This window comes from Aeromonas media, from assembly GCF_000819985.1.
Taxonomy (GTDB): Bacteria; Pseudomonadota; Gammaproteobacteria; order Enterobacterales; family Aeromonadaceae; genus Aeromonas; species Aeromonas media.
Map to the genome: position 1 here is coordinate 17,718 of NZ_CDBZ01000179.1, position 24,090 is coordinate 41,807.

A 24,090-nucleotide genomic window follows, 5' to 3' on the forward strand; every position below is an offset into this window, starting at 1 on the left:
CAATCGAGAATAAATATCAACCAGACCCTTTGTGCAGGATCCCTCAACCCGTGGTCCGGGATTGATTGACGCGACACTGCTTGCCGGGATAGCCGGGCAAGGCACTGGCCTTGCTGTTGCAGGCCAGGCGCTTGGCCTCGGCGAGGCGATCCGCCAGATTGGCGGCATTGACCGGCTGCCACGCCATCTGCTGGCCGAGCCAGCTGGCCCAGGCGAACTCGACGAAGTAGACCTGATCCTGCTTGCTGAAGTAGCCCGCGTCCTGCAGCAGGCCCGCCAGGGTACGGTAGGGATAATCCGGCAACTCACCGATATGGCCGGGCAGCTGTTCCGGAGTGAACGGCTGACCCCGCTCATTCTTCAGCCAGGCCCAGTGGTTGTTCTGCATCTGGCTCCAGAAACTGCCCCTGTCTTGCAAGCGGGCGATCACCTTGACCCTCACCGCCTTCACCCCCTGTTGCCACAGCGCCTTGGTCAGGTGGTGCCTGTCGACCAGCCAGTAGCCGCCATCGGGGGCGATGACGATGGGGATTTCTTTCTTTTTCATCAGCTTGTCGAGCTGCTTCTCGCTCTTGTCCGCCAGTTCCCGCACCGTGGTGTCGACCTGCAACTGCCCCACCCCGCCCTGAGTCGGATGCAGTTGATCTATGCTCACCTCGCACCAGCTCCCCACCTGGCTGCTCTTCTCGCAAGGGGCCAGCGCCCAGGCACCCTGGCTCAGCACACAGGCCAATAACATCCATACTCTCATCGTTTGCTCCTCTTGCCCGCGCTCGGGGCGGACGCACATAGGGTTGCCGTCCCGGATATGATGGGACTCACTCTGGCGGTCTGACCAGCAAAGGGGATATCATGATTCCCCGTCTGCCGGCGATGAATTCTCGCCGAGTTTTCTCCTCGCTTCACACAATTTGAAGGATTCGCCATGAAAGGATGGAGCCCCTTGCTGGCCCTGCTGGGCTGTGCCTGTGTCCAGGCCGCCGATGTACCGGCTGGCACCCAACTCGCCACCGAACAGGCCGTCGTGCGTCATCTGAAAGACGAGCCGACCAGCCTGAGTCCGCTCAAACTGGTCGGTCTGCCGGAGCTGCAAGTGCTCAGGGATCTCTATGAGGGGCTCTTGACCCAGGGGCCGGACGGCAAGGTGCTGCCCGGGGTGGCCGCGAGCTGGGAGAACAAGGACAACCGGCAGTTCACATTCAATCTGAGGCCGGATGCCCGCTGGTCCAACGGGGATCCGGTGCGCGCCGCCGACTTCGTCTACGGCTGGCGCAAGCTGGTCGATCCGAAAGAAGCCGCCACCTTCGCCTGGTTCGCCCAGCTGGCCCACTTCGACAAGGTGGACGAGATAGTCGAGGGCAAGCTGCCGCCCGAGGCGCTCGGGGTGCAAGCCCTGGATGACCACACCCTGCAGGTGACGCTCTCCCAGCCGGTGCCCTACTTCCTGAGCCTGCTGACCCACCCCAGCCTGTCGCCGCTGCACAAGGCCAGCATGGAGCAATATGGCAACCAGTGGACCCAGCCGGGCAAGCTGGTGGGCAACGGCGCCTTCGTACTGAGCCACCGGGTAGTGAACGAGAAGCTGGAGCTGACTCCGAACCCCTACTACTGGGATCGCGCCCATACGGTGCTGACCCGCGTCACCTTCGTCCCCATCAACCAGGAGAGTGCCGCCACCCACCGCTATCTGGCCGGGGATCTGCACATCACCGAATCCTTCCCCAAGGAGCAGTACCAAAGCCTGATGGCCCAGATCCCGGGAGAGGTCTATACCCCGGAGCAACTCGGTACCTACTACTACGCCTTCAATACCCAGCGCCCGCCCCTGAATGACGTGCGGGTCCGCCAGGCGCTCTCCTACACCATCGACCGGGCGCTCATCGCCGACAAGGTGCTGGGTACGGGGGAAAAACCCGCCTATCACTTCACCCCGGATGTGACCGCCGGGTTTGTTCCCAAGCCCAACCTGCTCTCCACCAGCAGTCAGCAGGCGCTGGACGAGAAGGCCAGGGCGCTGCTGAAAGAGGCAGGCTATGGCCCGGACAAGCCCCTTGAGCTGACTCTGCTCTACAACACGGCGGAAATTCACAAGAAGATGGCGCTGGCCATTGCCAACCTGTGGAAGCAGAAGCTGGGGGCTCGGGTCGAGCTCACCAATCAGGAGTGGAAGACCTACCTCGACAGCCGCCAGAGCGGCCAGTTCGAGGTGATCCGCTCCTCCTGGGTCGCCGACTACAATGACCCTTCCGCCTTCCTCGGTCTGTGGGGCTCCCACCACAGCGGCAACATGGCCCGCTTCGCCAACCCCGGTTACGATGCCTTGCTGACCCGGGCGGCCAGCAGCCGGGATGAGGGTGAACGGGCACGCCTGTTCGACGAGGCCGAAACCATCTTGCAGGAGGAGGCGCCGATCGCCCCCATCTACCAATACACCAACGCCCGTCTGATCAAGCCCTGGCTCAAGGGCTATCCCATCAACAACCCGGAAGACGTGGCCTACAGCCGCCAGCTCTACCTCGTCAAGCACTGAGTCAGAGGGGGCCGGCGCGGCTGGCCCCCTCTTCGCACTGTTCCAATTCAAGTTCCCGGCATAAAATGCCGCCTCTCTGTCGTCCATCAGCCCGTTGAATCGATCTCCCTATGCGTTGTCTGCTCCTGCTTGCCCTGTTCTCTGCCCTCCCTGCCAAGGCCGCCAATGAAACCGAATGCCGCCAGGCCTTCCTCGAATGGATGTTGAGCCAGCAGAAGCAGTTCAGCGATCGCAAGGCCAGCAAGATGGAACGGCGCAACGCCGAGCGGGCCATCGATCAGGCCCGTGACGAGTTCGCCAAGCAGGAGAGCTTCTGCCAGGCCATGGCCTGGGTCTCCCGCGATCAGGGTCGGGATCCCCGCTTCCAACCCAGGACGGGAGAGATCCACGACTTCACCCCCCGCAGTTGATCCCGCGCTGAAGTCGCCCCCCATCTACTACTTTTTTCAGTCGTCATAGTGTTGATTTATTGACCCAAGCCAAGATAACCACTTGGGTCGCCCCTACAATGAAGCCGTAACGACAACACACAATAAAAATAAATTTATCAGTTACTTGGCTCATTCAGGATGCGCACATGACCACCACCCGGCAAGAAGGGGAGATCCGTTTCCCCGACCACATATCATTGATTTCGACCACGGACCCCACCAGCCACATCACCTATGCCAACCAGCACTTCTGCGACGTGGCTGGCTACAGCGCCGCCGAGATGGAAGGGGTCCCTCACAACCTGGTTCGCCACCCCGACATGCCCAGGGCCGCCTTCGCCGATATGTGGCAGCGACTGCAGCAAGGCAAGAGCTGGATGGGACTGGTGAAGAACCGCGCCAAGAGCGGCCAGTTCTACTGGGTCAATGCCTATGTCACCCCCATCCTCAACGAACGGCAGCAGATCATCGAATACCAGTCGGTACGCACCCGCCCACAGGATCACGACATCGCCTGGGCGGAGCGACTCTATGCCCGGATCCGGGCGGGCAAGGCACTGCCCTGGCAGAGTCGCGTCACCCTGGAGCCGGGGCAACTCAGTCTGCTGCTCTCGGGCACAGCCCTGGTCGGCATGGGGGCCAGCCTGATGACGGGCCAGGCCGGATGGGGTGGCCTCACCCTGCTCTGCCTGCTGGCCCAGATGGGGCACGGCTGGCACCTGCAGCAGCGACTGGCCCGGCTGCTGGCCATGGCGGGCGAAGAGCTGGGCACCCCCCTCTGTCAGGTGCTCTACGCCAGACGGCGGGACAGCCTGGCGGCCCTCGAACTCGTGCTGCGCATGAAGAAGGCCGAGCTCAGGGCCGTGGTGGGGCGCAGCGCCGACACCAACCAGCAGATACTGCAGGCGGCGGAGGATGACAGGGGGCACATCCAGACCATAGACACCCACCTGCAACAGCAGCGGGCCCAGAGCGAGCAGCTGGCTGCCGCCATCACCCAGATGAGCCAGTCGATCCGCGACGTGGCCGACAACGCCCATCAGGCCAACGCCCTGGTGAGCGAGGTGCAGCAGGTGTCGGCCAGCGGCCAGCAGGCGCTGGCGACCACCCGCGCCTCGGTCAACCGACTCCACCAGGAGCTGGATGCCAGTCAGGGCGTGCTGGTCCGCCTGACCCAGGACAGCCAGAAAATAAGCGGGATCCTGGAGGTGATCGGGCAGATTGCGGATCAGACCAACCTGCTCTCCCTCAACGCGGCCATAGAGGCAGCCCGGGCCGGCGAGCAGGGGCGCGGCTTTGCTGTGGTGGCCGACGAGATCCGGGCGCTGGCCCAGAAGACCCGCAGCTCCACCGGCGAGATCAGCGACATGATAGGGGCGCTGCAACAGAGTACCCGGCAGCTCTCCGACGGCATGACCCAGGGCGCCCAGACCTCGGTTCTCTGTCAGCAGCACATGGGGGCCACCGCCGAGGTGCTCGACCAGATCAACCAGATGCTGGCCCAGGTGACCCACACCAGTGACGAGATAGCCCAGGCCGTCAGCCAGCAGGCGGACGTGACCAGCACCCTGGATCAGGGGATCCACCAGATCCACCAGCTGGCCAACCACACCGCCGACAACAGCAGACAAGCCCTCGATGGCATCACCCTGCTGGTGGAGCGGCTGCAGAACCTCTCCCGCCTGATCAACCAGTTCCACGACTGAGATTGCCCTCCGTGTAGCCAGGCGCGTCCTTGGACGCGCTGTGATGACGCTGCCACCAACCCCTGATGCCCGACGCCAGCCCTATCCGATTGCGCTCCCTCCCCCTGGTTCTTCCTCCCCATATGGGGCCTTTCATTTATTTGTAACAAAAATGTAAATGAAATAACCCCGACGCCCGCCATAACAGTCAGTTTCCATCGTGCTTCAACCAAAAGGACTTCATGATGCACAAGCCCCTCAGCTATGCCGCCCTGCTGCTGGCCAGCCAGTTTCCGTTGCAGGCGCTGGCCGATACCGATGTCTACCTCACCAACAACGGCCCCGAGCCCTTGCAACTGACGATCCACCAGAGCGGCTCCGGCGAGCTGCAGGCGGGCAGCCAGTGGACTCAGCACAGGACGGAGCTGGGCCCCTGGGAGAGCGCCATGGTGCTCAGCTTCAACCGCTACGAGGGGGTGAAGGCGGGCAAGAGCTATCTGTTCGAAACCCGGGTCACCACCGCCGGGGGCGACACCTATCGTCTCACCCAGCTGATGGAGGGCACCTGGTGGAACAGCACCCTGCAACACGGCGGCGAGACGCCGGCAGACGGCTCCGGCTGGCAGAGCGATCGCGCCATCCATCGCCTGGCGGGCCCGCAGGAGCTGGCCTTCGCCGCCAAGTTCACCGGCCGCTACGACGATCTGCACTATATGCTCACTCCACCACAAAGGCGGGAACAGTCGGAGCCGGCGGAGGACAAGCTCAAGGTCGCCAGCTACAACGTCTGGGCCCTGCCGGTGATCGCCGCCAGCATCGGCGAGCGGCTGACCCTGCTGCCCGAGTACCTCAAGGGCTATGACGCCCTGTTGCTGCAGGAGGTGTTCGACGGCCGCCGCGAGGGTTTCCTGCAGGCACTGGCCAAGGAGTACCCGTACCAGACCAAGGTGCTCGACAAGCCGGGGGTCAACATCCACGACGGCGGCGTGGTGATCGTCAGCCGCTACCCCATAGTGCGCGAGGCCCAGCTGGTCTATCCCCAGTGCACCGGCACCGACTGCTTCGCCGACAAGGGAGTGATGTACGCCGAGGTGATCAAGGGGGGCAAGGCCTGGCATCTGTTCGCCACCCACACCGCCAGCTTCGACACCGACGAGGCGAGGCGGCTGCGCCAGATCCAGTTCGGCCAGATGCGCACCCTGGCCGCCAGCCTCCAGATCCCGGCCAGCGACACCGTCATCTACGGCGGTGACTTCAACGTCAACAAGCGCAAGTTCGCCGACGACTACGCCGGTATGCTGGCCAACCTCAACGCCGATGAGCCAGTCTATGGCGGCTACACCGAGGCCACCTTCGATCCCAGGCTCAATCCCTACGCCGGCGGGCCCCTCTCGGGCGGCGCCAACGTCGAGTACCTGGACTATCTGGTGGTGAGCAGGGAGTACGGTGCCGCACGCCACAACCTCAACAGCGTCTGGATCCCGCGCAGCAGCGATGGCAGCCTCTGGCCCGCCAGCAACCTCTCCGATCACTTCCCGGTCAAGGGAGAGATCAGCCGATGAAGCGCCGCTACGGCTTTCTGGCCCTGTCATTGCTGGCGCTGTTGCTGCTCAACCTCGGCGGGCGGGACGATCCAGGCCAGCCAGTGCCAGCAAGCAGGCCAAGCCCTGTCACCGCTGCCCCGTCGCCACAAGCATCGGCGCCGCTGGCGCCCGCTGCCGGCCAGACTGCCGCCGCCTCTGCGCCTGTCACAACCGGGCCACTGCCTGTCAGCTGGCGGGCCATGCCGGACGAAATGAACCACCAGCTCGCCAGCGAGATAACGGACAGCGATCAGCCGCTGAACGAGCGGCTGGCCAATCTGGAGGCGATGGAGACTGGATGGATGAGCGAGGGGGAGAGTCTGTTTCGGCTGCAAGGGCGCTACGCCCAGGCACTCGAGCAGCTGGCGCAGGAGAACGAGCAGTTACCGCTGGCCGAGCGGCTGGCGGCCCTGACCCGGCTGCAGGATGAGTGGGTAGCGGATCACCCGGATCTGGCGGCGGATCTGTTCAACCCGGATGCCCGCCTGCAGCAGGCGCGCCAGCTGTGGGGGGACGAGGAGCTGGAGACATTGGCCCGCCACTTCCTGCCAACCGGGCAGGCCGAAGCGACAGTGCAGTTTGCCACCACCCGCCAGCAGCAGCTGGATCAACGCGGCCACTACCAGCAGCAGTTGGCCGAGCTGGAGCAGCAGCTGGCAGCCCGTCAGGGGGCCATGACCCCCGAACGCTGGCAGCAGTACAGAGAGGAGGTGCTCGGTCAGTTCAGGCGCGACTTCTTCGCCCAGACGCAAGACCAGCCCTGAGCAGACAACGGCTTGGGGAAGCTGAGATTGAAAAGAAAAGGGCCCGTCAGGGCCCTTCGCATTTCCCCAGCATCAGGCCAGCGGATAGCTGGCGGCCAGATCGTTCTCGCAATGCCAGTTGGCCCACAGTTTCTGATCCGTGCCCATCTGCAGGGTGGCGAAGTTGCGGGTGCGCAGATAGACAGGAGCACCAAACGGCTTGAGCAGCTCGGCACGGACCAGCCGGCTCTCGTCGAGGTATTCGGGAGCGTCGTTGGTCATGGCGAGGATCCCCGTCCACTGGAACTGGGTGGGGCAGGGATGCACTATGCCGGAGGAGACCAGCTGGTGCACATTCATCACCCCCTCCCCCCGCCGGTCCTGGATCACCCCGAGGCAACCCACGTGCACATCCCCGGACAGGATCAGGGTCTTGGGGAGCACCTGATCCTCTCCCTTGACGGCCTGGCGCCGCAGCCTGGCGTTGTCCAGCAGCCGCATGATGAGGCGGGCCCGCTCCCCCTGGTGTGACTTGGCGCGCCAGTGATCCTTGAGATCGTCGGTCAGCTCCTCCTCCCAGGGGGTCGCATCGAACGTCGCCTCGGTGAAGGAGAAATCCCGATAGACCACGGGCACCCCGGTCATGACCAACAGGTGTCCCTCACCGCAATCGGCCAGCGCCCCGTTGATCTGATCCCACTGCTCCCGGCTCATCACCTGGTTCTGGCTGCGGGTCGCCCGGTTGTCCAACGCCAGGATCTGGTAGCCCCGAAAACGCAATCGCCAGGAGTGATGGGTCAGGTGCACCGGATCCAGCAGGGAGACATTGGCAGCGGAGCGCAGCTGGAACAGCCTGAAATACTTGGCGGCGGCGGCATAGATGGCCTGATAGACCTCGCAGTCCTGCAAGTCGGCGGGATAGCTGCCCCAGCCATCGAAGATGTCGTGATCGTCCCACATCATGACGCTCGGCACCCGGGCCAACATGGTGGCCACCTCGGGGCGGCTCCACTGCCGGCAGTAGAGTTCGCAATAGAAGCGATCGAGCTGTTCCACCATGGTCCGGGTCGCCTTGCGCTTGACCTTGTCCACCCGATCCAGCTCGTTCCAGGCCTTCAGGGTCGGTACCGAGGTCCAGAGGGAGTCGGCATAGACCTGATCACCGCCCATCAGCAGCAGCGACAAGGGGTGATCCCTGTGCTCGGCGGCCAGCCTGTCCCACATCACGTAAGGCTGGGTTGTGGAGGTGAGCAGCTTGAAGTCGGAGAAACCGTTGCAGGAGGCATACCCGATGCGCACCCGCTCCTCCTGCCCCGGCAGATGAAACTGCCACTGGCTGGCCCCGGCCAGATCCCGGGCGGACACACCGTCCAGCAGGATCTCGTAGTCGACCGTGCTGGCCAGGGCCTTGGAGGTCGCCGACCAGACGGCGCGCCAGAACACCCCTCTCGGGGTATCCGCCTGCTTGCTGGCGCTCAGCAGTTTGCCATTGATCTTGACACTGGCCCCTTTGAAGCCCGCCACCGCCAGGAAACAGATGCTGTATTGTGTCTCCGATTCGAGCCCCAGCAGGGGCCCCATTACCAGGGTCGTCATCCGCTATCCTCCATGGTCCATTCCATGGAGCATACCGAAACAGGCGCCCTTTGATACTGCCCAACCGGGCAGCGTCGCCCCTAGGCCTTGCCCTTGAACTGCCTGACGCTGCGCTTGGCCTGGGTGCGGCGGTTAGCCTGCTTGTCCCGGGGGGCCCGCTTGCCCTCCCCGCTCGCAGGCTGGTCGGTCACCGGGAAGCCCTCAAGCTCCTCCAGCGGCAGCGCGCGACCGGTCAGGGTGCGGATGGCCGCCAGCGTCTCGGCCTCCCCATGGCAGACCAGGGAGAGGGCGAGGCCTTTCTGCCCGGCGCGGGCGGTGCGGCCGATGCGATGCACATAGACGGGGGCATTGGCAGGCAAATCCAGGTTGATCACTACCGGCAGCGCCTCCACATGGATGCCCCGCGCCATCAGATCCGTGGCCACCAGCACCCGTACCTTGCCCGCCTTGAAATCGGCAAGCGCCTGCTCCCGCGCCCCTTGATCCTTCTCGCCGTGCAGGGCGGCCACCGCGATGCCCGCCTTGGCCAGCTTTCTGGCCACCCCGTCGGCATCGTCCCTGGCGCTGATAAACACCAGCACCTGGGGCCAGTCTTGCGCCTTGAGCAGGCTGATCAGTGCAGGCACCTTGCTGCTCTTGTTGACCAGATGGAGCCGCTCCTCAATCTCGCTCACCAGCCTGTTGAGCGGATTGGCCTCGATCCGGATCGGGTTCGTCAGTAGATCGGTAGCTAGGCTCTCCAGCTCGAGGGGCAGGGTAGCGGAGAACAGCAGGGTCTGTCGCTCCGTCGGCATGGCATTCAACAACCACTGGATATCGGGCCAGAAGCCCATCTCCAGCAGGCGATCCGCCTCATCCAGCACCAGAGTGCGCAAGTTGCTTAAGCCCAGCCGCCGCTGGGCCAGCAAGTCCCGCAGTCGCCCCGGTGTCGCCACCAGCAGTTGCGGCCCCAGGGCCAGCTCGGCCTGTTGCTGCTCCTGTGGCACGCCGCCACACAGGGTCAGGGTGCGCAGCCCCAGCGCCTCGGCCACCCCTTGCAGCGCTGCGTTCACCTGGGTAGCCAGCTCCCGGGTCGGCACCAGCACCAGCCCCTGTACCCGATCGGAGGCCGCGTCCAGCCCCTGCAGCAGTGGCAGGCCGAACGCCAGGGTCTTGCCGCTGCCGGTCTGGGCCAGCGCCAGCAGATCCTGGCCCGCCAATGCCACCGGTATTGCAAGCTGCTGGATGCGGGTCGGGGTATTCAGCTCGGCAGGCAGTGCAGCCAGCAGGGTGGGATGGAGGGAGAGTTCGTTGAAGGTCATGGGGCTACGCGGCAAGAAGAAGTGGGAGGCGAAGTCTAGCCAGACTGACCCGATAAGTAAAAGAGCTATGAGCCCAAACGCTGGAAGAGGCGGGAGTGACGTTGTCCAGGCAGCCTGATCCCATAAGTAAAAGGCCGGTGAGAAGAAGCAGGGGAATATGGGCTAGCGAGTCTGATCACCTCAACCTTGAGGGCCACTGCGCCCGCAATAAAAACGGCCTGCATCAGCAGGCCGTCGGCAATCAGCGCAAGACGAAACTTACAGAGCAGCCAGGGCAGCGGCGTAGTTCGGCTCGTCGGCCACTTCGGCCACCAGCTCGCTGTGCAGCACCTTGTCGTGCTCATCCAGCACCACGATGGCACGGGCAGCCAGGCCCACCAGGGGACCGGAGGAGAAGGCCACGCCGTAGTCCTGCAGGAAGGAGACACCGCGCAGGGTGGAGAGGTTCACCACCTTGTCCAGACCCTCGGCGCCGCAGAAACGGGCCTGGGCGAACGGCAGATCGGCGGAGATGCACAGCACCACTGTGTTGCTCAGGGCGCTGGCCTGCTCGTTGAACTTGCGTACGGAAGTGGCGCAGGTCGGGGTGTCGACGCTCGGGAAGATGTTCAGGATCTTGCGCTTGCCGGCGAAGGTCGCCAGGGTCGCATCGGACAGATCGCCAGCAACCAGGGAGAAGGGCTTGGCCTGCTCACCGGCAACGGGGAAGTGGCCGGAGACGGAGACGGGGTTGCCTTGCAGGGTGACGGTATTGCTCATGTTAGGTCCTTGATTATCGATGGGGGATCCAGGGTTCCCAGTATAGGCCCAGCGGCAGGGGACAAACACCCGCTAACAAGAGGGATTTGTTGCGGCCCTGTCTCGCCTGTCCCGCTGAGGTGGGAAAGAGAAGGGCTTGACCTTGGACTTAACACCAAGGTTTACACTGGGCTCAGACATAGGCGATCCCGCAGGGGCGGGATCCACTCAAGAGGGACTCATCATGAGCAAATCCTGCTGCAGCCATTCCCATGCCGCCCCCATCAAGGCCATCGGCAAGGCCGCCCCCCATCAACATGAGCACGGGCACGACAGCCACTGCTGCGACAAGGTCGCCTCTGCCAGCGGTTGCGCCAGCCAGGCGCCCCAGGATCACCAGGCGCACGGGGTCGACGAGGGACCCGGGGATGAAGACCCCCCCAGGGGCAATGACGCCGAAGGCAAGCCTTCTCATCCACACGACCATGATCATCGCGCCCATGGAGCAGTGACCGAGGGGCCTCTGCCCGCCCCGACCCGCGACAGTCGCCGCCACAGCTGGCAGGTGCTGGGGATGGACTGCCCCAGCTGCGCCCGCAAGATAGAGACGGCCGTCAACCGGGTCGAAGGTGTCACCCAGGCTCGCGTGCTGTTCGCCACCGAGAAGCTGGTGGTGGATCTCGCCCCCGGCCTCTCCCCCGACCCTGTCACCGCCGCCGTGCTGGCTGCAGGATTCCGGCTCAAGGGGGCAATGCAACCCGGGGACGACAGCTCCAAACGCCGCAGCCCACAGATGGCCATGCTCACCAGATATTGGCAGCCTCTGTCGCTGGCCGGCCTGATGGGGGTGGCGGCCCTGCTGCCTGGCCAAATCGGTCAGCCACTGTTTACCCTGGCCACCCTGTGGGGGCTCTGGCCCGTGGCCCGCAAGGCGTGGGCATTGACCCGAAGCGGCTCCCCCTTCGCCATCGAGACCCTGATGACGGTGGCGGCGCTCGGCGCCCTCTTCCTCGGGGAGACCGCCGAGGCGGCCATGGTGCTGCTGCTCTTTATGCTGGGGGAGCACCTGGAGGCCTACGCCGCCGGTCGCGCCCGCGCCGGGGTGACCGCCCTGATGGCCCTGGTGCCCGACAAGGCGCTGCGCATTTGTACCACAGCAGAAGGTGAAGTACGGGAAGAGGTTGCCGCCGAGATGCTGCGTCCCGGCGACATCATCGAAATCGCCCCGGGCGCCCGCTTGGCCGCCGATGCCCGCCTGCTCGACCCCCTCGGCGCCTTTGACGAGAGCGCCCTGACCGGCGAGTCCATCCCGGTGGAGCGCCGTCAGGGGGACAAGGTGCCCGCTGGCAGTCTGGCGGCGGATCGGGTGCTGCGCCTGGAGGTGGTCTCCGAGCCCGGCAACAACGCCATCGACCGCATCCTGCACCTCATCGAGGAGGCCGAGAGCCAGCGCGCCCCCATCGAGCGCTTCATCGACCGCTTCAGCCGCTGGTACACCCCGGCCATGATGCTGGTCGCCCTGCTGGTGATGCTGGTGCCACCGCTGGCCTTCGGCCAGAGCTGGGACGAGTGGATCTATCGCGCCCTGGCGCTGCTGCTCATCGGCTGCCCCTGCGCTTTGGTGATCTCCACCCCGGCGGCGGTTACCTCGGCCCTGGCGGCGGCAACCCGGCAGGGGGCCCTGATCAAGGGCGGTGCGGCCCTGGAGCGGCTGGCCCACATCGATACAGTGGCCTTTGACAAGACCGGTACCCTGACCCTGGGCAAACCGCAGCTGACCGACTTCATCAGCCTCAATGGCCAGCCACAGACCGAACTGCTGGCGCTGGCCGCCGCCATCGAGCAGGGATCCCACCACCCCCTGGCCCGCGCCGTGGTGGCGGCAGCGAACGAGCAGGGGCTGAGCCTGGCCACAGCAAGCGATCTGCGCGCCCTCCCCGGCATGGGGGTGGAGGGGCGCATCGACGGCGCCCTCTGGCAACTGCTGGCCCCGAGCCGGGTCACCACCCTGGATGCCGCGATGCAGGCCCGGATCGCCGCCCTGGAGCAGCAAGGCAAGACGGTGGTGGTGCTCGGTCAGCCTGATGCCGCCCCGGCGGCCTTGCTGGCGCTGCGGGATCAGATCCGGCCGGAAGCGGCGGCGGCCTTGCAAGAGCTCAACCAGCTCGGACTGCAGAGCATCATGCTGACCGGCGACAACCCGCGCGCCGCCGAGGCGATCGCCACCGAGCTGGGCATGGACTGGCGCGCGGGCCTGCTGCCGGAAGGCAAGGTAGAGGAGATTGGTCTGCTCGCCAGCAGCCGCAAGGTAGCCATGATCGGCGACGGCATCAACGACGCGCCGGCCATGAAGCGGGCCAGCATCGGCATCGCCATGGGGAGCGGCACCGACGTGGCGCTGGAGACCGCCGATGCGGCCCTGACCCACAACCAGCTCGGCGGCCTGGCCGCCATGATCCGGCTGTCGCGGGCGGCACTGGCCAACATCCACCAGAACATAGCGCTGGCGCTGGGGCTCAAGGCCATCTTCCTGGTCACCAGCCTGCTCGGCATCACAGGGCTCTGGATTGCCGTGCTGGCCGATACCGGCGCCACCGCCCTGGTCACCGCCAACGCCCTGCGCCTGCTGCGCAAGCGCTAAGCCGGCCGTTAACGGTACAACCAACAGCCGCCCCAGCAGGGCGGCTTTTTTATTGTCTCGCCCACCACGACAAAGAAAAAGCGCGGCTGCCGGTCGGCAGTCGCGCTTTGCTTACTCTCTCGGAGTTATCCCACCCTTGGCGAGGTGGAATTCAACCCTGGGGTGCCGAGTCAGCCCAGGGCTCGATGGGGTTGCTTACTTGGCGCTGCACTCCTGGACGATGACGGTACCCACCTCGCCAGAGGTCTTGGTCGGATCGACCTTGACCAGGAAGCTCCACAGGCCCTGCGCCAGAGTCATGCTGTTGTTGCCCATGCCGCCATCGCCGTGCTGCAGCGGATAGGACTGCTCAGGCTCCAGGGCGATCAGGGTGCCACCGGCATCCTTGACGAAGAACTGCTTGCTCCAGTTGCCGTCGTCGTTGGCAAACTTGAAGTCGAAGCTGCCCGCGTAGTTGAAGGCAGCCTGATAGATGGCGAGATTGCCCTCCATCCCCTTGTAGTTCAGCTGATAGGTCGGCTGTGCGTTCCAGTCACTCAGGCTGCCGCGCACATAGAGCGGGAAGCCGAGCGGATTACCGGCGACGGTATCCAGCACCTTGCAGCTCTGCACCGGCTCGGTGTAGCTGACGCTCAAGGTCGGCTTGTCCTTGTTCATGGCGGTGAAGACGAACTTGTAGCTGCCCGCCTTGTCGACATTGAACGGCAAATCCCCGCCATTGGCACAGAGCGCACTGACCTGGCCGGTCGCCAGTTGGTCGGTATCACTGCACTTGCCGTAGTTGACGGGACCACCCCAGTCGCTGCCGGCGATCTTCACCTGAGTCGTTCCCAGCTGATCCGTCGTCACGTCGGTGGTGAACTCATAGGTATAGTTGCCACTGAAGTTCATCTTGTTGACCGGATCCCAGGCCCCCAGGAAACCGCGGACAAACACCTCGGTATCACCGAAGGGAGGCAGGGTGCTCAGATCCGTCTTCTTGCTCACCGGCAGACCTGCGCCCTGGGCGCCGTTCTGCGGCTTGACGAAGACGGCAGCAGACCAGGCTCCCAGGGTCAGCTCACCGTTACCCACGGCAGCGCCACTGGCGATGCTGTCGACCCCGCGATGCTTACCACTCAGCACCATGCCGGAGAGGTCGATGGGCTGATCGTCGCCGTCACGGAAGTCGCCGATGGTCTGGCTCTGGCTGGTGGCGTTGATCATCACCACCAGACCGTCGATGGCCGGATCCAGATCCGCGCCAGCCTTGCTGCCATCATCCACCGTCATCACGATGAGACCCGGGGTCTGATCCGGCCCGGTGTTGCGGAAGTCGACCCGCTTGATCACCTCGGCACCGCTGCCCAGACGCAGCAGGCGGGAGGATTGACGCAACTCGGACAGCTCCTGGTAGAAGCTGACCATCTGCTGCATCTCGGCCGAGCCCGGCTTGGCGTGCTGGCCGAGCACCTGCTCGATCAAGGGGTAGTTGTCGCCGTCTTTATCCTTGCGTGGCAAGCCTTTGTCGAAGTTGTTGTCGCCGAGGGTGTAGTCGACCCGGTTGTACCAGTCACCGGAGTCATAGCTGTCCCGCTCCATGGACTTGGAGCGCAGCAGTTCGACCCCGGCATGGGTGAAGGGAATGCCCTGCCCCAGCATGGCGGTGGCCAGCGATACCCCTTGCATCCGCACCAGATCGGCCCCTGCTGGCGCCTTGTAGACCAGGTTGTCGAACAGGGTCTGGTTGTCGTGCTTGTCGACGTAGTTCTGGATTTCGGTCGGATCCTGGGCATAACCCGCGCTCTGACCGTTGTAGTCGATGTCGGCCCCCTTCTTCGGCACGCCATCCTTGTCGGTCAGCACGAACTCCTTGAGGTTGCCCGCCATGCCGAGGCGCACCAGGTCGGACTGGTGCAGGGCGGTGGCGAGATCGACGCCGTCCACCTCGTTGGCATCCACCAGGGCGCCGTTGCCGAAGCCCTGGGTCTTGCGGATGGCGTCACCGCCGTCGAACGGGCTGCCGCCACGCACCGCATCCCGCAGCCGGTCGGAGAAGGAGCCGATACCGGTGCCAGCCAGGTGCTTCTGGGTCGCCTGCACGAAGCGCTTGTCATCCTGCACTTCGCCAAAGTTCCACCCCTCGCCGTAGAAGTACATGTCCGGGTTGACCTTCTTCACCTCGGCCAGGGCCTGCACCATCTGATCTTTCGGGTGGTGGCCCATCAGGTCGAAGCGGAAGGCATCGATCTTGTAGTCCCGCGCCCAGGTGACCAGAGAGTCATCCATCAGCTTGGCGAACATGGCGTGTTCCGGCGCCGTGTTGGAGCAGCAGGTGGAGTTCTCCACCGAGCCGGTCTCCGGGTTCAGACGCTGGTAGTACCAGGGCACTATCTTGTCGAGCACGGATTTGGGGCCGAGGCCGGCCTCGTTGGTGTGGTTGTAGACCACGTCCATCACCACGTTCATGCCGATGTTCTGCTTGATGGCCATGACCATCTCGCGGAACTCCTTGATCCGGGCCGTCCCTTCCGCATTGGTGGCGTAGGAGCCTTCCGGGGTGGTGTAGTGGTATGGGTCATAACCCCAGTTGAAGGAGTCCACCCCGCGCAGATAGCCATACAGCTCCTGCACCACAGGGTTCTCCTTGCTGTCGCTGGCTTGCAGATCGTCCAGCACCGCCGCGATGGTCTCACCGCCGCCGCAGTGGCTGGCGAACTTGGAGTTCTTGACCTCGGCGTTGACCTCGCACAGCTTGCTGAAGTCATCGCTGATGTTCGCCACCTTGGCCGGATCCTCGTTGACGGTAGCGATGTCGAACACCGGCAGCAGGTGCAGGTGGCTGACGCCGCTCTTGGCCAGGGATTTGAGGTGAGTGACGGGGACGCTGTCGGGCTGGGTCAGCCCGAGGAACTTGCCACGCTTCTCTTCATCGGTCGAGGGGTCATTGCCGGTCAGATCCCGGACATGGGCCTCATAGATAGTGATGTCGGCGGGATTCTGCTGGCTGTGGGGCGCCTTCAGGCTGTCCCAGCCATCGGGCTTCAGGGCAGGATCGTCGAGATCCACCACCTGACTGAACTCGGAGTTCATGGCCAGGCTCAGGGAGTAGGGGTCGGTCACCTGATAGGATTCCAGCTTGCGGCTGACCGGATGATAGACCTGGATGTCGTAGCGATAGTATTTGCCCACCAGATCGCTGCCCCCCTGCACGCTCCAGCTGCCGCTGGCCTCGTCCTGTGTCATGGCGCGCTCGCCGATGGCGTTGTGCTGCTCGTCGAACAGCGCCAGTTTGACCGACTTCGCGGTCGGCGCCCACAGCCGGAAGGTGACATTGTCCCCCTCCACGATGGCGCCATAAGTCAGCTTGGTGGCCGCTTCGCTGTAGAGGGCATCGAGGGCACCGGCGCTCTGCACCAGGGTCGCCCCCTGCAAAATGCCGTCGGCATCGGTGCCGATGGCCACCAGTTCTCCCTTGAGCAGGGGCTTGAGGTCTTTCCCTGATGGCAGGGCAAAAGCGGCGGCATCCTTGAGGTGCGGATACTTGGCCTGCTGTTCGGCACTGAGGCTGGTCGGGGTCAGCTTCAGGTAGGGGAAGTCGAATACCCCTTCGCCGTTGGCGGCTATGGTGCCGGACTCGGTGTAATAGAGACGGACATGGGGCTTGTCCTTGCCCCCTTGCCAGATCAGGGTGTTGCCGTCGATCAGGTGGGCACTGGCTCCCGCCACGCCGAAGGCGGCGGTGAAGGCCTCGGCACGGCTGCCGAAGATCTCGTTCTTGCCCACGACAATGGCCACGGTGCGATCCGGGTGCTCGCTGAAGATGACCTTCATGTCGCTGCCGGTCAGGTTCGCCAGATCGCCGTTGCGGGCAATGAAGTTGATGCAGCCTTCCATCTTGCTGAGCGGCACCACCCAGGCCGGGCCGAAGCTGTCTGCCGCTGACGGCGTCTTGCTCTTGTCATCCCAGCCGGTATTGAGACCTGCCTCTGCCGTTGCGTTGCAGGCATCGTTGTTCCACAGGTGCAGGCTGTGACCCGCGAAGGGACCGTCGACGCCACGGGCCGCGCTGCTCTGGGTGTCGACCAGGGCGATCACCGCCTGATTGGGGCCGGCCACCAGTTGCTCGGCCGGAGGTTGCACATTGGGAAGACGAGCGACGGGCTCATCCTGGGGAGTCGGAGGGGTGGAGGGTGAAGAACTGTTGTCGTTACAGCCTGACAAAAGCGCGAGCAGTGAGGCTGTTACCAGCGCCACCTTGGTCTTTTTCATATCCATTTTTTTATAATTCCCGCTGTAGTTGGTCTCGATACTCGAGGTACCCGGTCGTAACCGAGCGATGCCATATTAATCAGCGGAGATTGTTGTAAATGTGAGCGGCCGGGCAAAAAAAACCAACCTGTTTCAACAAGATAACGTTTTCATAACGAAAATTGGATCGCGCTCACAGACCCGCCCCCGCTTTGGGCCCATACCAGCAGAGCGACGGATTCATGCCGGAAAAAATCAATTTCCGATCAAATGGATAGCAAGGAGTCATGACCGATGAAACGGATCGAGGAGCAGGCGAAGCGGCTGGATCAGGAGTATCAGGGGATTGCCCAGCTGTTTCACCAATTCTGTCAGCAGGCCGGGGGACTCGCCGAGCAGTATCACTTCTTCAGCTGGCCCGATTACGAAGAGACGCCGCCCCTCTGCCGGGCCTTCACCCTGCTGGGTGAGCCGCGCGAACTGCGGCTTCGCTGTCAGCCCGGTGAGCGGGGAACCCTGATCGGCATCATCCAGATCCTGGATGACGAGGGAGCGACCCACGCCAGCCTGGGCTTTCGCGCAGACGGTCACCTGCTGCTGGAACCCGGTCGGCTGCTGGATGACCCACCAGGGCTGCTGCTCAAACTGATGCTGGGCTCGCTCTGGCAGGATCAAGCCAAAGGGGAGAACGAACGCCCGCCGCACTGAATCAAGGCCCTGGGATAGGCACCGGGCGCCATCCTATTTCCTATCCCTGAGCGATTTCGATGGTCAGGTGCACCAGCTCCTCGTGGATGGCGAGCCGTTCACGGATCGCCTGTGCCGGGATGGGGACCGCCATCCGCAAGGAGAGCACGGCCGCATATTGCACCTGCCCCACCCGCCAGACGTGCAGATCGCGGATCTCGGCGTCAGGCAGCTCGGCTATCACCTCGCGGATCTCCGCCACCAGGGGGGCGTCCATCTCCGCATCCAGCAACACGCGACCCGTGTCCCTCAGCAACCCCCGGGCCCAGACCGCCACCAGCACGGCCCCCACTATGCCCATCAGGGGATCCAGCCAGTCGGCTCCCCACAGCATGCCCCCCACCAGCGCGAAGATGGCCAGCACAGAGGTGGCCGCATCCGCCAGCACGTGAAGATAGGCGGCACGCAGGTTCAGATCCTGATGGCCGTGGTGATGGTGACCATGATGGTCATGGTGGTCATGGTGGTCATGATGATGGCCGTGACCGTGGTGATGACCGTGATCGTCCTTGAGCAACCAGGCGCAGGCCAGGTTTACCAACAGGCCGCCGATGGCGATGCCGATGGCCTGCTGATAGTGGATAGGGCTGGGATCCAGCAGCCGGGCCACCGACTCGAACAGCATCAGACCCGCCACCCCCACCAGCAGCAGGGCGCTGCTGAAGCCTCCCAGCACCTCTATCTTCCAGGTACCGAAGCTGAATCTGTGATCCCGGGCGAAGTGACGGGCGGCACGATAGGCCACGACGGAGAGGCCGAGGGCCAGGGCGTGGGAGCTCATGTGCCAGCCATCCGCCAGCAGCGCCATGGAGTTGTAGAACCAGCCACCGCCGATTTCCGCCACCATCATGATGAGGGTGAGCAGCACGGCCCAACGGGTTTTCTGTTCGGCCAGCGGATTCCCTTCATGAACGACGGGTTGCTGGCAGTGGGATGAAGCGAGGGATGACATGAATTTCTCCTGAGAGCGACAATGCAATATACTATACCCCAGTATAGTTTTAATGCGCGAGAGGATCCTGTATGTCACACACGGTTCACGACAAGAAGAAGCTGCTGGCACGGGTCAGACGCATCAAGGGACAGACCGGTGCCCTGGAGAGTGCCCTGGAGCAGGAGACGGACTGCGCCGCCATCTTGCAGCAGATTGCCGCCATCCGCGGTGCCGTCAACGGTCTGATGCTGGAGGTGCTGGAAGGCCACATGCGCGAGCATCTGGGGGCGGCGGAAGCGACCCCGGCCGAGCGGCTGGAGGACCTAGATCAGGTGGTGAGGGTACTGCGCTCCTATCTGAAATAAGGGTGCCCGAAGAGATCGGGCGCTCCTGTCAGTCGAAGTCCGCATAGGGGGTCAACGGCCGGGGCGGCATGTCGAGATCCCCCTGCCAGGGCTTGAAGGTGTAGCGCAGGAAGAGGGTGGCATGGCTGGGGGCATAGTCATCCGCTTGCTGGATGTCGATCCGCCCGCCGATGCGCCAGTGCTCGGTCAGGCGGTGCTCCACCACGGCGTTCAGGGTATAGCCGAAGCCGCTGCTGCTGCCCCCCTGCAGCGGCGCATTCCTGTCCGGCAGTCCGGTGGGCAACAGGCCTTCCAGGGGGTAGCGACGACTGTCGTCGGTACGGGAGCGGGACCAGGATCCCGATCCCCCCAGCTCCCATGACCAGTCAGGGGTGCGCTGCCGGTAGCTGACAGGCACCGAGAGCGAGAAGTACCCTTGCGGGCTGTAATAGCCCCCCTGCCCCAGGGTGTAGCCGCTCAGATCCTGCTGGTAATGCCACAGCATGGTGCTGAGCCCCACGCTGGCCCGGCGGTTCGTCTCGTTGATGAGCTTGTAGTAGCCGCCCCCCATGAGCCGGGTGCGCCAGTTGTCCGGCACGTTCTTGCCCGTCAGCAGGTGTTGCTGGGCGCTGCCCCAGAAGCCGACGGCGCCCCCCAGATCATGGCTGAGATCGAGGCGAACCCCGTTCGCTCTCACCCCGCCCCAGCTGATGCCGGTCCCCGGATCCACCGTGCCCGCATAAGAGAGCAGCGAGCTGCTGACAGGACGCCGGGAGAGGGTGAGCCCCCACCCCAGCTCGCGCCAGTCTCCCGTTACCGTCGCGCCACCGACCCAGTCCACCACCTCGAAGCCGAGCGGCGTGGTGCCGAGATCGAAGGCCCAGGCCCCCTTGTGCCAGCCCGCCGCCAGGGTGGTGCCCCGGCTCTGCTGATGTTCCTGCCCACTGCAATCACGGGCGGCGCAGGTGCCGAACTCCTCCCGGTAGGGAGAGGCCGGCAGCCGGCCCGCATCCATGTCCACCAGCTCGAGGCGGCCAAAGGCGGTGCCGCCAGCCAGGGGGGTATCCAGTTGCACCATCTGGGTCAGGGCCCGCAGATCGGAGACGCCACCGGTACCGCTGGAACCCCAGTAGTCGCTGTCGAGGGAGACAGTGGTCTGCTGCTGTCGATAGTGACTGTCCAGATCCCCGCGCAGCCCGGAGGCCAGCCAGTCTTCGCCGTCACGGCTGCGGGCGAGCGCGGTCAGGGCGCCCTCATCCAGATCCTCGCGGGGAGAGAGGCCCGCCGCCACCAGCCCCTTGCGATCCCGCGACAGGGCCCCCTCGGCGTCGCCGGTGGCGAAGCGCTGGCGGGCGGCATCCCGCCAGAACAGGGCCGTCTGCTGGGAGGCCGGCTGCGTCGACACCAGGGGTTCGTAGCCGGTGAAGATGGCCCGCGCCGTCTCCCCCTCCCCCAGCGCCTGATAGAGGTTTGCCACCCGGCGGTAGTAGTTGAACTCGTCCGCCGGCAGCGGGCTGACCGGCCAGGCCGGCAGCCATTGGCGGGCCTCAGCCACATCTCCCCTGGTCTGGGCCAGCTCGGCCATGCCGAGCCTGGCCTCGGGCTGCTGCGGCGCGTGCGCCAGCACCGCGCGGTAATGGCGCTCTGCCCCGGCAACATCCCCCCGCTCCGCGGCCCAGCCCGCCAGCATCAGGGTCACCACATCATCGGGCTGCAACGGCTGCAGCAGGCGCTCGGCGCCCGCCTCATCCCCCTGCTGGTGCAGTTGCCTGGCGTTGGCCAGCAGCTCGCCACGGGCGAGGCGGCGATCCAGTTCCTGCATGTCAGCCGACCAACGCGCAGCCGGCACTTCGGCCAGCACGGCGCGGGCCTGGGATGACTGATCCTGCCCCGACAGGTAGAGGGCAGTAGCGTAGCGCAGGCTGTCGTTCTGTGGTTGCGCCGCCAACCGCCCCCGCAGCAACCGCTCCCCGCCAGCAACATCCCCGAGACGGGCCTGGGTGGCGGCGACCCGATAGGCCAGCCAGACATCATCCGGCAGCAGCCGCAGCGCCTCCTGGCGTTGGGTCAGGGCCTGGGGCAGCTTGCCGGCCTTGTCGAGCTGATCGGCCTGCTCCTGCAACAGCTCGGCCTTGAGCCGCTTGCCCTCGGCCTGCAGAGCTGCACTCCCGTTTTGATCCAGCAGGGCCAGTGCCCGCGCCGGATCCTGACCCTTGTAGAGATCGAACAGCCGGGCCAGGGCCCGATCACGGGCTCCCGGCATGGCGAAGGCCTTCTGATAGGCGAGCTCGGCCTCGCCGTCGCGACGACGGCCCCGCTCGCTGTCTCCCAATCCGAGCCAGGCCTCCGGCTCCTTGCCGTCCAGGGCAATGGCGCTGCGATAGCGGGTCGCCGCCGCCTCCCATTGCTGCTGCGCCAGGGCCTGGGAGCCCTGGTTGACCAGCAGCCAGTAGCGATTGGTGGCCAGCAGGCTGGCCCACTTGTCCTTGTCGGTCACATCGGGATGGCGCAGCACCCGTTCGAACTGGGTGATGGCGAGCGCGCGCTGATCGTTGCGGGAATAAGCCTGACCCAGGGCCCCCATGAGTTCGGGATCCCCGGGATTGACGGCGAGGGCCCGCTGCAACTCGGCGATGGTGGCCCCGCCGCTGGCGGTACGGGCCAGCGCCAACTGACGGGAGCGATAGGCCGGAGAGGCCCACTGCGCCTCCTGGGTCGCGAGCAGCGCCTCGGCCTTGTCGGCCTCCATCTCGGTACTGAAGAGGGGGATGTATTGCTTCAATTCGTCGATGCTCCGGGGGCCGACCGGCATGGCCTCGATGTCCGCGAGCCAGATCGCGGCCGCCTCCCCGCGGCTGTTGTCATCCTGCGCCATCTCGCGCAGCAGCCCCAGAGCCTGCTGGCGCCGCCCGTCGGCCAGGTAGTGGCGGACCAGCCCGCTGCGCACCCGTGGCTCACCCGGATATTGCCGGTTCAGGCTCTCCAGCATCGCCGTGCCCTTTGCCTTCATGGCGGGGATGCGCATCTGCAGCAGGGCATATTCCACCGCCACCTCGAGATTGGGGGGCCTGTCCCCCGCGAACAGGCTTCGATAGAGACGTTCAGCCTCCTCCAGTCGACCGGCGCTGGTCAGCAGCCTCGCCTGTTGCAACTGCTGGCGCCGGGCCGGATCGCTCAGGGCGAGATTGGCCATGCCCTGGCGATAGAGCGCAGAGTCGGGATCCTGCTTGCCGAGCCGGGCGAGCAACCCCCCGGCCTCCCTGGTCTTGCCCTGACGCAGGGCCTGGCGCGCCTGGGCCGCCAGCAGTTCCGGGTGATTGGGCTCCACCAGGGAGAGGGAGTAGAGACTGTTGCTGACGAGATCCTCCCGCCCGCGGGCCTCCCCGATCCGGACCTGTTCCAGCAACCACGACACCGGTTGCACCGCCCCCTGAGCCAGGGTGCCGCCCATCAGGCCGACGAGCAGGCAACCCAGGGTCAATCTGCTTGGCATGACTCGCTCCAGCCTGGTTGCAGGGTGCCGTCCGCGGCGAAGCGATAGCGACCCTGATCCCAGCCGGCACCAAACAGGGTCAGGACGCTGCCGTAATAGGCGTCGGCCTGCTCGCCGTGCTGCTTCACCTGCTCACGCAGGCTGGCCAGCATCGGTTGCCCCTGGGAGAGGGGCAGCAGGGCGGCGGCAAAGCCGACCGGTCCCCGCCCCTGAGTCTGGCCGCTCCGGGTGTCGACCCGCTCGGGAACGGCGCCAAGGGCAGCCGTGCTCTCCAGCATGGGGGTGAAGTGTGCCACCAGGGACGCCTTGGCGGGATCCTCGTCGTTCAGCATGCCGAGCCAGAGGTAGACGCGGATGGCGTCATAGCTGCCCTGGGGGCCTTTGTCCGTCGTCACCTGCCACCCCTTCTCCCCCTGCCAGTCAACCCAGTCGGGGGCAAAGCCCAGGGGTGCGCTCTCCTGCAGCAGCCTCGGCAGTTGCCCACGCATCTCGCGCCAGGGCCCCTGCAGCGCCGCGAAGCGGGCCAGCAACTGGGGCGGCAGGTAGCTCGGGTTCAGGGTCCAGCGCCCCTCCCCTGTATAGCCGTGGGCGCCGGGCAGCAGCACGGGGCCGAGACCGGGGACGGTGGCGACCTCCTCCCGGGCGATGCGCCGCAACAGCAGGGTGCCGATGGATTCGTAGCTGTGGTTGTCCCACAGACGGCCCGCTTCGAGCAGGCTGTAGGCTATCCAGAGATCCGAGTCGGACGCGCTGTTCTCGTCCAGCACGCCCCAGCTGCCATCTTCTCGCTGACCCCAGAGCCAAGAGGGCAGGAAGCCGGTCAGATCCCCGCGGGCGAGCCGCCGCTCGGTCCAGTCGAGCAGACGGGCGAAGGCCTCCCTGTCGTTGTTGACCAAAGCGAAGAAGAGGCCGTAGCTCTGGCCCTCGGAGGTGGTGATCCGCCGACCGTCGGCAGGGTCGATCACTCTCCCCTCCTCGCTGATGTAGTGCTGGCGAAAATAGTCCCACTCGGGCCAGTCACAAGCCGCCAGGGCAGGCAGGGTACACAGGGCCCAGAGCAGCAGGGCGCCACAGGCATTTTTCATCTGAGTCAT

16 protein-coding genes are annotated in these 24,090 nt (G+C 65.1%); 8 read left to right on the forward strand and 8 right to left on the reverse strand.

From position 1 onward, the window contains the following. Positions 1–43: 43 nt before the first annotated feature. Positions 44–751 (reverse strand): ParB-like protein, encoded by a 708-nt coding sequence (locus tag BN1127_RS15340; protein WP_041206748.1) that lies wholly within the window; start codon positions 749–751, stop codon positions 44–46. Between the two features lie 174 nt (positions 752–925). On the opposite strand from BN1127_RS15340, the gene BN1127_RS15345 reads away from it, so the two are divergent. The 5 genes from BN1127_RS15345 to BN1127_RS15365 all read left to right on the forward strand — a co-directional run bounded on the left by BN1127_RS15345 (position 926) and on the right by BN1127_RS15365 (position 6,993). After that, a complete protein-coding gene (locus BN1127_RS15345; protein WP_005331510.1) occupies positions 926–2,530 on the forward strand; it encodes a peptide ABC transporter substrate-binding protein in 1,605 nt (534 codons plus the stop codon). Between the two features lie 110 nt (positions 2,531–2,640). Continuing rightward, entirely contained in the window at positions 2,641–2,940 is a 300-nt protein-coding gene (locus BN1127_RS15350; protein WP_005331508.1) for a hypothetical protein, read from the forward strand. A gap of 167 nt (positions 2,941–3,107) precedes the next feature. Then, entirely contained in the window at positions 3,108–4,667 is a 1,560-nt protein-coding gene (locus tag BN1127_RS15355) for a methyl-accepting chemotaxis protein (RefSeq protein ID WP_005331504.1), read from the forward strand. A 224-nt stretch (positions 4,668–4,891) separates the two neighbouring features. Beyond that, positions 4,892–6,208, forward strand: coding sequence for a sphingomyelin phosphodiesterase (locus BN1127_RS15360; protein ID WP_041206749.1), 1,317 nt, complete (start codon positions 4,892–4,894; stop codon positions 6,206–6,208). Continuing rightward, positions 6,205–6,993, forward strand: coding sequence for a F0F1 ATP synthase subunit delta (locus BN1127_RS15365; protein WP_041206750.1), 789 nt, complete (start codon positions 6,205–6,207; stop codon positions 6,991–6,993). The genes BN1127_RS15360 and BN1127_RS15365 overlap by 4 nt, the downstream gene beginning before the upstream one ends. Before the next feature lie 72 nt (positions 6,994–7,065). On the opposite strand, the gene BN1127_RS15370 is transcribed toward BN1127_RS15365, so the two are convergent. The 3 genes from BN1127_RS15370 to tpx all read right to left on the reverse strand — a co-directional run bounded on the left by BN1127_RS15370 (position 7,066) and on the right by tpx (position 10,628). Then, positions 7,066–8,568: an alkaline phosphatase D family protein gene (locus tag BN1127_RS15370; protein WP_005331497.1), complete on the reverse strand. Its 1,503-nt coding sequence runs from the start codon at positions 8,566–8,568 to the stop codon at positions 7,066–7,068. Positions 8,569–8,648: 80 nt separating this feature from the next. Beyond that, entirely contained in the window at positions 8,649–9,869 is a 1,221-nt protein-coding gene (locus BN1127_RS15375; RefSeq protein WP_042650006.1) for a DEAD/DEAH box helicase, read from the reverse strand. 258 nt (positions 9,870–10,127) lie between these two features. Continuing rightward, positions 10,128–10,628, reverse strand: coding sequence for a thiol peroxidase (gene tpx / locus BN1127_RS15380; RefSeq protein WP_005331486.1), 501 nt, complete (start codon positions 10,626–10,628; stop codon positions 10,128–10,130). A gap of 223 nt (positions 10,629–10,851) precedes the next feature. Here tpx and BN1127_RS15385 point away from each other — a divergent pair, with 223 nt between their 5' ends. Then, positions 10,852–13,248 (forward strand): zinc/cadmium/mercury/lead-transporting ATPase, encoded by a 2,397-nt coding sequence (locus BN1127_RS15385; RefSeq protein WP_041206751.1) that lies wholly within the window; start codon positions 10,852–10,854, stop codon positions 13,246–13,248. Positions 13,249–13,443: 195 nt separating this feature from the next. Here the strand turns inward: BN1127_RS15385 and pulA are convergent, their stop codons facing one another. Then, complete coding sequence (pulA, locus tag BN1127_RS15390; RefSeq protein WP_042650007.1) at positions 13,444–17,505, reverse strand: pullulanase-type alpha-1,6-glucosidase; 4,062 nt, start codon at positions 17,503–17,505, stop codon at positions 13,444–13,446. Positions 17,506–17,772: 267 nt separating this feature from the next. Between pulA and BN1127_RS15395 the strand changes: the two genes are divergently transcribed. Then, complete coding sequence (locus tag BN1127_RS15395; protein WP_005326471.1) at positions 17,773–18,186, forward strand: hypothetical protein; 414 nt, start codon at positions 17,773–17,775, stop codon at positions 18,184–18,186. Positions 18,187–18,226: 40 nt separating this feature from the next. On the opposite strand, the gene dmeF is transcribed toward BN1127_RS15395, so the two are convergent. Beyond that, on the reverse strand, positions 18,227–19,177 hold the full coding sequence (gene dmeF / locus BN1127_RS15400) for a CDF family Co(II)/Ni(II) efflux transporter DmeF (RefSeq protein ID WP_005326469.1): 951 nt from the start codon (positions 19,175–19,177) through the stop codon (positions 18,227–18,229). Positions 19,178–19,248: 71 nt separating this feature from the next. Here dmeF and BN1127_RS15405 point away from each other — a divergent pair, with 71 nt between their 5' ends. After that, positions 19,249–19,524 carry a metal/formaldehyde-sensitive transcriptional repressor gene (locus BN1127_RS15405; RefSeq protein ID WP_005326467.1) on the forward strand — a complete coding sequence of 92 codons (276 nt, stop codon included), beginning with the start codon at positions 19,249–19,251 and terminating at the stop codon, positions 19,522–19,524. Between the two features lie 28 nt (positions 19,525–19,552). Here the strand turns inward: BN1127_RS15405 and bcsC are convergent, their stop codons facing one another. After that, entirely contained in the window at positions 19,553–22,996 is a 3,444-nt protein-coding gene (bcsC, locus tag BN1127_RS15410; RefSeq protein ID WP_082030120.1) for a cellulose synthase complex outer membrane protein BcsC, read from the reverse strand. After that, a complete protein-coding gene (gene bcsZ / locus BN1127_RS15415) occupies positions 22,981–24,090 on the reverse strand; it encodes a cellulose synthase complex periplasmic endoglucanase BcsZ (protein WP_005326462.1) in 1,110 nt (369 codons plus the stop codon). The genes bcsC and bcsZ overlap by 16 nt, the downstream gene beginning before the upstream one ends.